This window comes from Microcoleus sp. T3_B1 (genome assembly GCF_036700445.1).
In the GTDB taxonomy this organism is placed as follows: domain Bacteria; phylum Cyanobacteriota; class Cyanobacteriia; order Cyanobacteriales; family Microcoleaceae; genus Microcoleus.
In genome coordinates, this window is sequence record NZ_JAUBOX010000048.1 from 1 (window position 1) to 11,909 (window position 11,909).

The window sequence follows — 11,909 nt, forward strand, 5'->3', positions numbered from 1 at the left end:
TGTCAACTGTCAACTGTCAACTGTCAACTGTCAACTGTCAACTGTCAACTGTCAACTGTCAACTGTCAACTGTCAACAATCATTTCGCTCGTGCAACCGGAATTGATATCACTCATTCATCCGCTGTGGGTGGGCACTCAGGAAGCAATCTCCCAACTCAAAACTATGTTCAAGCTACGCTGCATCGCGGATAGCAACAGGTTCAGATTTTTTGCTGGTGAACTGTGCGGGGGGTGCAAATTCTCTGAGATATCTCGACACCGATCGCAAATATCCCACTTCTGCTTGAATCAAATTCAGCGTAGAAAGACTCTCAACTAAGTCATCAAACTCATCTGCCGTAACTCCAGCACTGTGCAAGACTTCTTGGTTAAGTCGCCCGCAGATTCCTTGCAGGAGGAGTTCGATAATCTCGCTATAGTCAGCGATTTCTGTTCCGTAACCTTGCAATTTCTTGGGATTGATTCCCCACTGCAAAATCTTCAACAAGTCTTCAGGGGCACTCCACGCAAAAGAGGAAGCAATCACTTCTTTTTCCGCTGCGACAAGAGCGTGCTTGATTTGCACTTCGGGGAAATCTGGATCGATGATTAAGCTTTCCAGCTTCGACACTTGTTTATCTAACACGCCCAAAGAAAAAGGAGCTAATTCTACACTCACCATGTCGCCAGTATCGTTCACACTTCTAAAAGGATCTTCCAACACATTAATTAGGAGGTGAATGTCGGTAGGCTTTTTCCAGTCAAACTGTCCAAGGAAAAACGGTTCTTCGTATCCCGGCAAAAGTCCTTGAAAATAAATCGGCAGATTTTTGCCTGATTCAAGAATTTTATAAAGAGCTACTTCCAAGGTTTCTGTCGGCCAACCGAGATTACTTACGGCAACAAATTTCAGTTTTCCGGGAACGGACACAACCAGAGAATTCAGCAATAAATGTACGGCTTCGATAAGATTTTGAGCAGTTACGTAGCGGTGGGGAGCGTGAACGTTGACAGTTTTACCTTGCTCTACTTTTTTGGACATTTGCTCGCAGAACAAGCTATTTTCCAACATATGAGTAAAGCGAACCATCCCGTAAGTCACATCTCCTTCTTGAGCTGCTTTGGCAAATTGCCATTCGGCAAACTTCTTGGAGGCGGCGTAAACTTCGGTTGTAAAATATCGAGATGTTTTGCCTGTAGAAGAGAAGATGCAGTGTTCTACGCCGTATTCTTCGCAGAGTTGAATGACGTGTTTACATCCTAACAGGCTGGTTGTAACTGTTTCTCGGATTTTGATTTCAGCTAGTCCGGGTTGGCGTTGGGCTGCTAGGTGAAAAACAATTTCTGGTTTTTCTACCTCAAATATGTGTTTGAGCGCCTCCAAGTTGCGAATGTCGGCGGCATAGAAAGTTACAGCACCTTCTCGGTTAAAAAGCGGGAGATTTTCTTCGGGGTTTTGACATCGGGCGTTGTCTGCGGAAATGATTTTAGTTGCGCCTAATTCGAGGAGTTTTTCGATTAAGAAACGACCGACACATCCTTCTCCACCGGTGATGAGGATGGTTTTTCCGTTGATTTGGCTGGTGACTGCGGATGCGTATAGGTGAATAGTGCGACCGCGCACGTCGCTAAAAGGTTCGCTTTCTAATTGTCCGTCGGCTTGATAGGCTGCGATTAGCTGTGCGGTGAGAGTTTGTAAGGCTGCGAGGATTTCAGGATCTTGCGGTTCCGGCGAACCGGGCGGAACTAGCTGCTGGATGCGCTCAATTATTTCCGCTTTGCTGGCACCTTCAAACACTTCTCTTTCGTTAAATGCACTCTTCACTTTTTTTTCTCCTTTAAATTCTAGAAATACCGCTGCTGATAAGCGCGTTGTTAAACAAATTCTCGAGGAACCGAATCTTTAAAAGTCTGCTTGGTTTTAGGATTTTTTCGACGGAAAGCTACTTAATTGGAAAGACACGCGAGCGGCTCTGCTTGTAGTTTTATTAAGCGCTTTTTTAACCTGCTTACTTTTGCGATCGGCAAATATCGGCAAAGTCGGAATGTTCTCTGTCCAAAATTGGTCACTACAACTATATACTTAAATTGCTGAGTGTTGGCAATACTCAGAACATATCTTTACTATTTCTTTGCAATCACCTGCGAGTTTTCACGCAATTTTAAAGTTTATGTAAAGTAAGGTCTACGTTTAAAAAACTTAACAATAAACTCGACACTGATTCTAGCATTTTACTCTTTAATTAAAATGTATTTATTGTTACTAAATAAAGTTAAATTTTAAGTAAAAATACGCACAAAAGCTTTAACCGAATATTTCCGTGTGCGGAAAATCTTGTTATTTGATGGGTGGGGTAGTCCTGCTGTGCCTACCCCTGTATGGGTGCTGCTACTAGGCGCGAACAATGCGTTCTTTTTTGCTGCCTTCAAAGCCACGAGCGTCCCCAACATCGTAGCCTCCTGTCCGCAAGCGACGGTCTAAATCGCTGGCTTCGGGAGAAGTTTTGGCTGCTTCTTCGATCGTCACTCTGCCTTCAAGCACGAGTTTGTAAAGACCCTGGTTGATAATCTGCATTCCTTCGTAAGTATCATGCTCCATTAATCGGAAAGCTTCATCATCAGCACCTTTCATCAAGTAATCGTGCATGGCAGGTGTATTCACCAAAATATCGTGAACTGCTACTCGACGGTTGTCAACTGTTGGCAGCAAAAGTTGGGCAATTACCGCTACTAAAGAATCGCAAATTTGAATCCGCATCGCCTGTTGTTCTTCGGGCGGGTAGAGGTTCAACAACCGGTTAATAGCGTTAATGGCGCTGCGAGTGTGGAGAGTTCCCAATACTAAGTGACCAGTTTGAGCGGCTTGCAACGCTGTATTGATGGTAACGCGATCGCGCATTTCCCCGATCAGAATTACATCGGGATCTTCCCGCAAAACAGCGCGCAAAGCCTGCTGAAACTCGTGGGTATGCAAGCCGACTTCCCGCTGGCTGACCAAGCATTTTTTAGAAGGGTGAATGAATTCGATCGGGTCTTCAATTGTAACTACGTGCTTTTGCTCCATCTGATTGAGGTGGTCGATCATCGCAGCTACGGTTGTCGATTTCCCCGAACCGGTAGGCCCCGTAACCAATATTAATCCCTGCGATCGCAAAATGATATTTTTGAAAACTTCTGGCAACCTCAAGGAATCGATAGTAGGTATTTCCAAACTAATCAACCGCAATACTAGGGCACCGCCGCTGAGGGAATCAAAACAGTTTAGCCGACACCGCACGAAGCCAGGGTAAAAAATTGCTGAGTCTAATTCCTTGGTAGTTGCAAATTGTTTTCGCTGTTCGGGGGTGAGAATTTCGGCTAGGTAATTTTCAAAAATTTCTGGGGTTACTTTGGGGTGGTTAGTTGCTACTTGCATCACGCCCCGAATCCGAAATCGAGGTACTTGGCCGACTCGGATGTGAATGTCGGAAGCGCTCGCTGCATGGGCATCTCTGACCATTTGTTCGATCGTACTGACGGGTGTCTCGACAGGCCGCTGCTGCTGGGCTGCGGGGGGCGCACTCGGCGCAGGTGGAGGCGGCGCGGGAGTTGCAGCCAAGGGCGGGGGCGGGGGCGGTGTTCGTCGGCGGCCTTGAGCCTCTGGTTGAAGGGGTGTAGGATTGTTTAATGGGTTCATTTTTTGGTCTCCAGTCAATCGATTTTAGATTTTAGATTTTAGATTTTAGATTTACTCGACAGATTAATCTGGGAGCTTGAACTAAGCTCTAAAATTGGGGTATCTCCACAAAGCGAGTGTTGGGGCTTGTATCCGTTGTTGGGCGCGGTCAATGTATTAATTGCGAAAAAAGGCCCGATTTCTAATTTTATCGCTCGCAGCTAATTCGGTGTTAAATGCTGAGAATATTTTACAATTAGGCTTGATGGGGCGATCGAGTAATTAACAATTTCAACTCCTGTCAGTAACGAGCGGGCTAAAGCCACTGAGCTTGTAAGAGAGATCAAGCAAGCTGTACTGACCCGCCTAAGTCTTAGCTGACTACGTTATTTAGGTCATAACACCGGTGAATGCGACGCTAGTTTTCCGCTCTGTTGTTTACAGTTAAACAGTTTTAAAGTCCCTGAAACAGTGCTGTAAGCCGAACAAGCCTTTATAACAGTGGCAAAGCGAACATTACCCCGAAAGGGAGATTGAGGCAGCCATACCTCACCGGGGAGGCAACCATACCTCTCCAACCCCGAAAGGGGATTCAAGGCGATTGAAATCGCCGGGTCGTTTTCCTCTCAGGACTAAAGTCTCGCTCGTTTCCCACTTACCGAACTTTTTTTATGAACATCGGTCACAAAATCGCCGACTGGCTCGAAAATCGTGCTGTTACCCCTGCCTACGCGGGTTGGCTACTGTCGGGGATGACGGTTTTCTTTTTTGGGTCAGCGACTAATACAATGTCTGGGTGGCTGTACGTGCTCAGCGGTGGGGGTTTGGCGCTGTTGGGAGTAGCGGCGGTTTTGCCGGGAAAATCGCTCCGTTCGCTGGAAGTCCGTCGCCGCCCGATCGAACCGGTGAGTGCGGGCGATCAAATCACCGTAGAACTAGAAATCGAAAATCGCGCCCGCCAACCTAAGACTCTGTTGCAAGTGATAGACATCTTGCCGTTTGTACTGGGAGAACCGGTTGTCCGCCCGATCGAAGTCATAGAGCCTAACAGTATATACAGGCATACATACTATCTGGAAGTCCGGCAGCGCGGCGTCTATCGGTGGCAAGAGGTAAACTTGAGGACGGCGGCGCCTTTAGGGTTGTTTTGGTGCCGACGCAGCCGCCCAGTCAAAGCGGTGGCGGTTGTGTATCCACAAGTTTTGCCGTTGAGCACTTGTCCTTTGATCGATCGCATCGGTCAAGAAGACAGCCCGCAATTTTACAATCGTAGTCGATCGCAAACTGCTACCGAAGGCCTCACCCGCAACCTGAGACCTTACCGCCACGGAGACCCCACCCGCCTGATTCACTGGCGCACCAGTGCCCGCTACGGAGAACTGCGGGTGAGAGAGTTAGAAGTTGCAGCCGGGGGTCAAGAAATTATTATTGCTCTCGACAGCGCTGCAGCGTGGCAGCCAGAAGAATTTGAACGAGCCGTGACAGTAGCTGCGTCTCTTTACTTCTATGCTAGCAAGCGCCTGTTAAACGTCAAACTTTGGACTGCCGGAACTGGACTCGTATCGGGGAACCGGGTAGTTTTGGAAACTTTAGCGGCGGTTAATGCTGGGGAAGATGCGATCGATAATCGGTCGAAACTGCCGATAATTTGGTTGACTCAAAACTCTGCAAGTTTAAGCACTCTTTCCCCTGGCAGCCGCTGGGTGCTCTGGCCGTTGGCAACTGCTGAAACCGGCGACAAAACGTTAGTCAAACACGATTTACCGGGTTTGAAAATTCGCTCTGACCGACCGTTAGAACTTCAGTTACAAGATACTCTGGAAAGAGCGATTAATTATTAAGTAAGATAGACCACGAAAAAACCTGTGAAAGAGCGATTAGTTATGAAGATAGACTTGATTAATCTAAAAACTAAAGAACCATGATACACTACAGGAGTGTAATTCATCAACTTAAGGGTCTTACAGGGCCTGGCAATTGCTGGGCAAGTTAAGAGCAGCTTAGATTACTGTGACTCCGGTCATAAACCTCATATCTCATTCACCAAACAGGAGAAAAAATGACTTTCTGGGAGAAATTAAAGCAGAACGTATCACAAATCAATGATTCTCTGCAAACCAATATTTCCAAGTTTAAAAACAATGATTTTGCTGATGCCTCAATGGCAATATGTGCATTGATTGCTGCTGCTGATGGCACTATCAATACCGAGGAAAGACAAAAAACGGCTGCTCTAATAATTTCCAATCAAACACTCCAAATTTTTCCGGCGTCGGAGTTGAAGCAAAAATTTGATTTTTATTGTGAGAAGCTATCACAAGACTTCGATTTTGGTAAAATTGAGGCTATCCAAGCGATAGGGAAACTTAATAAAAAACTAGACCAAGGTCGTGCCGTCATCCAAATTGGCATTATTATCGGTGGTGCGGATGGTAATTTTGACAAAGATGAAAAGAAGGTTGTCAAAGAAGCTTGCCATGCTGTGGGCATTAATCCTGGGGAATTCGATCTCTAAATTCAGCTATTTTATGGTTGGTTCTAGCCAATCAATTATTCAAGGCTTTATATCTGCGAATAGCATTGTTCATTGAGTTTATTTGCTCTGCGTGAAATGAGGGAGGCATTAAACTATGAACACTATGAACGAGTCCATTGTGCATGACATCGGTCGGAAGTGCAGAATGATCGAGTCCGAGTGTATGTCCTATTTCATGGGCAATGGTATTTGCAATTAAGTTAGATAGTTGATTGAGACTAAGGCTGGCATTGCAAGAAGCATAGAATACTTGGTCAATCCGAATAATCGCCCGATCTGTAACCATTCCCGATTTGAAGCTAGCCACGCCGAGATAGTCAACCGGCTGGCTATCAACGAATATATAAACATGAGTAAAATCTTCGCCCCACTCTTTGCGATCGGGGGGATCGGATGTCAAAAATACCTTGACGCTTCTAAATGCGCCGTAGAGTTTGGAGAAAGCGTCCATCAGTAAGGAAAATATCGCTTCTTTATTTTCGGGTGCGACATCCATTCCTGATACATCTACCCAAATACAACGGCGGAAATCGCTATCCTTATCAATTAGAACTCTTCCACAGGAAGGGCAAAACTCCCACTGAGGCTGGATACGGGAACGACAGCCGTGACAGCGGAGTTTGGGGGCTCTAGTCAGGTTTAGCCGTTGAGAGAGGGGGAGTTTTAGCTTGCGATTGTGTTTGGTTAGGTCTAGGCGATCGTACAGAGACATTGATTCAGTGTCTGATTCCAGCAAGTATAAAGCATCTAGGTATTGAGCGAGTTGTTAAGCATAGGTTTTCACAAGTTCCTGTAACCCATTAACCTTAACACCGTTACCGATGGCTGCCATTTTCCACTCATTATTATGCTTGTAGATTTCTGCCATCAGCATCCCCGTCATGCCTTTGTATTCAGAACCTGATAGGTTGTATTTTGCGAGTTCTTGATTATTAGACGTATTAACCAAACGCACAAACGCATTTTGAACTTGTCCGAAGTCTTGCTTACGTGCCGTGCAATCGTAAATGTTAACTGTGAAAACCAGTTTTACAATTTCCGAAGGCATCCGAGATAAATCGATGAGTATTTGCTCGTCATCCCCGTCTCCCGCCCCTGTGCGATTATCACCTAGATGTGTAATAGCTCCTGAACGGTGGGAGAGATTGCTAAAATAAATGATGTTGGCATTATTATTCACTTTGCCATTTTGATCTAAACAAATCACTGAGGCATCCAAGTCATAATCTGGAGCACTGCTAAAAGCCCCAAACAAACCTCCACCGGAGCGTTTCGCCACATCCCACCCTAATCCGCACATCAGTTTTGTTAGCCCTGGCGCTTCTTTGGAAAGCGAGATGCGCTGTCCTTTTTGTAGGTTAATTCCCATGTGTTTTACCTTTTTATATCAAATCCGGTTGTATCGGAATTGTATGGACGGGGCGGGTTTATGAGATTGTTGGTTTTAGCCAAATATTGTCGGTGAACCCGCCCCTACGGAAGTCGATCGGATATAATTCCAAATTAAACGGAAATGATATTAGCTATAGCGATCGAGTAATGCTTGTAAACCACCTTGATAACCTGATCCCACTGCATTGAGACGCCACTCGCCGTCTTTCCGGTAGAGTTCGGCCATGATCAGTGCTGTCTCTATGGAATAATCTTCTACCAAGTCATAGCGAACAGCTTCCTGTTGTGTTTGGGCATTAACGATCCGCACGAAGGCATTTTGCACCTGACCAAAATTTTGATGGCGTTGCTGTGCTTCCTGGATGGTTACAGTTACAAGAATTTTTTGGACATCATTAGGCACTTTTTTGAGGTTGATTTTGATAACTTCATCATCCCCCTCGCCCGCCCCCGTGAGATGATCTCCCAGGTGCTGCACTGATTTGTCGGGATCTGGACTTGTGAGATTGTTATAAAAAATGAAGTGGTTGTCAGAAATTAATTTTTCGTTAGCACCTAAGAGGAACAATGATGAGTCTAGGTCAAAGTCAGAACCCGTGTCTGTAGCTTTAACGTCCCATCCGAGTCCTATGAATACTTCTGAGAGACCGGGTGAAATTTTTTCAACTAAACCCAAAGGAGTCCCGCGCTCTACCTGTACCCAGGTGAGCGTCGGGAGGAATTGGCGTGAGCGAAGAGAGCCGCCCCGAACCAAACCGATGACTTTATGTGTCGGAAGGGTGAGGGGCGGTCGATGAGCGAACAGATGATTTTTACTACACCACTTGCTTTTGGTGTCTTCACGAGATAGAATTTTCCCAGAGTTCGTGAAAGTAATGCCTCAAATAATCACCGCCAAGTTAAAGCTAAACCTGAATGCCGAGCAAAAAGCTCTGGTGTCTCAGACTACCTTGGCTTATCGCGATGCCTTGAATCATACTTCGCGAGTTGCTTTTGATGCGAACAAAACCAGCAATGGCGCTAAGTTGCAAAAGGCTGTCTACAATGAATTGCGAGTTCGATTTGGACTCGGTGCTCAGATGGCTTGTAATGTACCAAGACAAGTTTCGGCAACTTACAAAACTCTCTGGACTAAAGTAAAACAATCTAACGATGGTATTGCTAAAGGGTACACCAAGAAACGGTACAAAGGACTAGACCAACCTCCTAAATATATCTCTCGAACCTGTACCTTAAATTATCAACGCGATTACTCGTTTAAATCCGAGCAAAGGGTGAGTATTATCACCCTAGCTGGTAGAATAGTAGTCTCGTATGAGGGCTACAACAAACATCTAGATTTGATTGCCAATGGTTCCAAGGTTGGAGCAGCTAAAATTGTCTATCAGCGTTCCTCTAAAGTTTACTATTTGATGGTAAGTATTGAGGTAGAAACCCCTGAACTCGACCCACTGAAAATAACCAGAATTTCTGGCGTTGACGTGGGAATGCGCTACTTAGCCGTAGAAACAGACTTACAAAACAAGTCTAAATTTTACTCTGGTTCAGAAGCTAGACATAAAGCCAACCGCTATCACAAAGCACGGATAACTCTTCAGCGTAAAGGCACTCGTTCGGCAAAGCGCAGGCTAATTGCTTTGTCGGGAAGAGAAAGACGGTTTATCGCTGATGTAAACCACCAGATCAGTAAGGATATTGCCAAACGTAACACCCTAATTGGACTAGAAAACCTCACCGGAATACGGGATAGAACCAAGTCCAATTCGGGCAAAAAGGCTAGCAGAAAACAGCGAAGAGCTAATCGAAATAAAGCTAAATGGTCGTTTGCCGAATTACACGGCTATATTGACTACAAAGCTAATTTGAACGGCTCTTTAGCTACTAAAGTCCCAGCTAATTATACCTCGCAAAGCTGTCCAAAATGTGGACACACCTCGGTAGCAAATAGACCTAAAAAAGGGCTATTGTTTCGCTGTGAATGTTGCGGGCACGAGCTTCATGCTGATTTGGTGGGTGCGCGAAATATTGCCATGAGAACGTTACTCGTCCGGCAAGACTGGGCGAGTACGGGGAGCTTGTCAGCATCCCCTAATGTGTCGCGCGGTGAAACTAAAGCTGAGATTCTGCAAAGATTCTCGGAATTGCGGTGGAGCTCAGATGCAAGCCCACGTCATAGCGGTACTCCGCTTGATGCTGGGTAGTTGACTCTTCCTCTTTATTAGAATTAGAAGTGGTTATGGAGGGAGGCGCGGACTGGAAAACTTTATTAAGTTTTTGCTGGAAATAGTTGGAGAATTTTAAATCTTAAATAATAAGAATATTAGCTAACTGTGCAGATGTCAATAGGGATTACAACTCTTAATTATTTTTTTTGTATGAGTACAAAGCAATCATGCCCTGCTTCCCACAGTTGTGTAATCTCAGCTTGGGTTATTGTGCTTGTGTATTTTGACAAACTCTCGCAACTTGGCTCTGTTTTGTGATGCAAGTGACCATTAGCAGGCCGTTTCCACAATGCCCTCCGATTGGAAGTCTCCTGTGATGCAATACCATCGACTTGTGGCGTCGATGGTGTTGCGACGGATTCCCAACGCTTGAGCAACTTCGATTTTCTTCATGCCATTTAACTCGATCGCTCGGATGACCTGATGAAGGAGGTATAACTGTACAGTTTGGGCCCAAAAGTCTGCGCGATCGCTCTGCAAAACTGGCCACTAATTTTAGTCTATTTTCTAACCGACGAAAGCGGTTGCTATAGTTTAATTTAAATGCCGATCGGCTCGAATCGAACTCTTTGCCTGACAATAAAAGCTCAATCCCTATCACTCCGTAGTGTCGGGGAGAATTTCGACTACATACTCCGGTACATATTCGGGTCGATTCTCTGGCCGATTCGGGGGCAAATTATCGGGCAAATTATCGGGCAAATTATCGGGCAAATTCCTCGGTGGATGTTCGAGTCTGACTCGCCGGATCGGGAGATTTGCAATTAGTGCTGTGGCCCGCTGGTCGCTCTCCAGCGAGAACTCAGACCCGGTGGTATCGATTTCCACGTAGCGAGATACCACCTCTAGAATTTCTCGGCGCATCGACTCAACCATTTCTGGGCTGAGTTCTGAGCGATCGTGGGCTAGAACCAGTTTGAGGCGCCGTTTTACCTCGTCGCGGCTGTTGTCAGGGGTGCGCGGGAAAAGTCGTTCGAGAAGTGTGTGTATCATGGGTCGGGCTGGTTTGTCAAGGGTTAGGCATAGAAAAGGTCATACCATTTTCGATTTTCGATTTTCGATTTTCGATGGGGGAATCAGTGATTCCCGTCAGGTTGGGAGCTGGTCTACAGTTTCATTCTTTTTGGGAACTGGTGTCACTGGGGGAAATTTTGGGCTAGTTTTTGTGATGCGGTCGCTGCTGTTAAAGATCGATCGCCAATGAGCACATCACATAATTTTAGTATTTAAGAACTTGCGGAGGCGAGTAAAGAAGTTTTCGGGACGGGGATTTAGATCGAGAAATTCAACTTTTTCGCCTTCTAAGCGGCGGGCAATATTGTCGAAGGCTGTTCCAGCTAAAGAGGCCGTTTCCGACAATACTAATGGTTCCCCTCGGTTGGTGGAAACGATGACGCGCTCGTCGTCGGGAACGACGCCTAACAGCGAAATGGCGAGGATTTCCCGCACGTCTTGCACCGACATCATATCATTTGCCAGCACCATTGCGGGTCTGATCCGGTTGACGATTAGGTTGATTTTCTTGACGTTGTTGGCTTCCAGCAGCCCGATGACTCGATCGGCATCGCGGACAGCAGCGATTTCGGGAGTGGTGACAATGATGCCTTCTTGAGCCGGGGCGATCGCATTTTGAAAGCCTTGTTCAATTCCAGCAGGAGAGTCGATCAAAATATAGTCGTATTTTGGTCCCAACATCCCCACAAGCTGCTTCATCTGCTCGGCGCTGATGGCATCTTTCATCCGAGTTTGGGCAGCCGGCAACAGCACCAAGCGCGGCTGTCGCTTATCTTTCACCAAAGCTTGCTCTAATCGGCACTCTCCAGCGAGAACTTCTAATGCCGTGTAAACAATCCGATTTTCTAAGCCCAGCAGCAAGTCTAAATTTCTGAGACCGAAATCGGCATCAATTACAGCAACGTTGCGCCCCCGCTTAGCTAAAGCCATGCCGAGATTGGCTGTGGAGGTGGTTTTTCCTACCCCGCCTTTCCCTGATGTAACAACAATAATGCGAGCCATAAGCGATTTTTAGATTAGTTATTGCTAATTGGTAATTGGTAATTGGTAATTGCTAATTGCTAATTGCTAATTGGTAATTGCTAATTGGTAACAACTAACAAATG

Annotated in this window: 12 protein-coding genes; 4 read left to right on the plus strand and 8 right to left on the minus strand. The window is 45.9% G+C overall.

What is annotated here, in order from left to right; translation table 11 throughout:
* The coding region (locus QT990_RS22705; RefSeq protein WP_333408858.1) for a hypothetical protein at nt 1-194 on the plus strand (194 nt) is incomplete at its 5' end.
* Here the strand turns inward: QT990_RS22705 and QT990_RS22710 are convergent.
* Both QT990_RS22710 and QT990_RS22715 read right to left on the minus strand, forming a co-directional pair.
* The gene (locus QT990_RS22710) at nt 175-1,806 is read right to left on the minus strand and encodes a polysaccharide biosynthesis protein (RefSeq protein WP_333465775.1); all 1,632 of its coding nucleotides are present in this window, start codon (nt 1,804-1,806) and stop codon (nt 175-177) included. The two genes, QT990_RS22705 and QT990_RS22710, sit on opposite strands and share 20 nt — an antisense overlap.
* 567 nt (nt 1,807-2,373) lie before the next feature.
* Nucleotides 2,374-3,657: a PilT/PilU family type 4a pilus ATPase gene (locus QT990_RS22715; RefSeq protein ID WP_333408933.1), complete on the minus strand. Its 1,284-nt coding sequence runs from the start codon at nt 3,655-3,657 to the stop codon at nt 2,374-2,376.
* Between the two features lie 650 nt (nt 3,658-4,307).
* On the opposite strand from QT990_RS22715, the gene QT990_RS22720 reads away from it, so the two are divergent.
* Together QT990_RS22720 and QT990_RS22725 are read left to right on the plus strand one after the other, a co-directional pair.
* Complete coding sequence (locus tag QT990_RS22720; protein ID WP_333142915.1) at nt 4,308-5,477, plus strand: DUF58 domain-containing protein; 1,170 nt, start codon at nt 4,308-4,310, stop codon at nt 5,475-5,477.
* Nucleotides 5,478-5,695: 218 nt separating this feature from the next.
* On the plus strand, nt 5,696-6,151 hold the full coding sequence (locus QT990_RS22725) for a TerB family tellurite resistance protein (protein WP_333103443.1): 456 nt from the start codon (nt 5,696-5,698) through the stop codon (nt 6,149-6,151).
* A gap of 31 nt (nt 6,152-6,182) precedes the next feature.
* On the opposite strand, the gene QT990_RS22730 is transcribed toward QT990_RS22725, so the two are convergent.
* The 3 genes from QT990_RS22730 to QT990_RS22740 form a co-directional block, all read right to left on the minus strand.
* Nucleotides 6,183-6,884, minus strand: a complete 702-nt coding sequence (locus QT990_RS22730; RefSeq protein ID WP_333142916.1) for a matrixin family metalloprotease — start codon at nt 6,882-6,884, stop codon at nt 6,183-6,185.
* A 54-nt stretch (nt 6,885-6,938) separates the two neighbouring features.
* Nucleotides 6,939-7,541 (minus strand): TerD family protein, encoded by a 603-nt coding sequence (locus tag QT990_RS22735; RefSeq protein WP_333103445.1) that lies wholly within the window; start codon nt 7,539-7,541, stop codon nt 6,939-6,941.
* A gap of 150 nt (nt 7,542-7,691) precedes the next feature.
* Complete coding sequence (locus QT990_RS22740; RefSeq protein ID WP_333310652.1) at nt 7,692-8,318, minus strand: TerD family protein; 627 nt, start codon at nt 8,316-8,318, stop codon at nt 7,692-7,694.
* Nucleotides 8,319-8,439: 121 nt separating this feature from the next.
* On the opposite strand from QT990_RS22740, the gene QT990_RS22745 reads away from it, so the two are divergent.
* Entirely contained in the window at nt 8,440-9,765 is a 1,326-nt protein-coding gene (locus QT990_RS22745) for a transposase (protein ID WP_333310650.1), read from the plus strand.
* Nucleotides 9,766-10,059: 294 nt separating this feature from the next.
* Here QT990_RS22745 and QT990_RS22750 read toward each other — a convergent pair whose 3' ends face one another.
* From QT990_RS22750 to minD, 3 genes are all read right to left on the minus strand, one after another.
* A complete protein-coding gene (locus QT990_RS22750) occupies nt 10,060-10,269 on the minus strand; it encodes a hypothetical protein (RefSeq protein WP_333310648.1) in 210 nt (69 codons plus the stop codon).
* A 117-nt stretch (nt 10,270-10,386) separates the two neighbouring features.
* The gene (minE, locus tag QT990_RS22755) at nt 10,387-10,782 is read right to left on the minus strand and encodes a cell division topological specificity factor MinE (protein WP_445252069.1); all 396 of its coding nucleotides are present in this window, start codon (nt 10,780-10,782) and stop codon (nt 10,387-10,389) included.
* 216 nt (nt 10,783-10,998) lie between these two features.
* A complete protein-coding gene (gene minD / locus QT990_RS22760) occupies nt 10,999-11,805 on the minus strand; it encodes a septum site-determining protein MinD (protein ID WP_333103449.1) in 807 nt (268 codons plus the stop codon).
* Nucleotides 11,806-11,909: the final 104 nt, after the last annotated feature.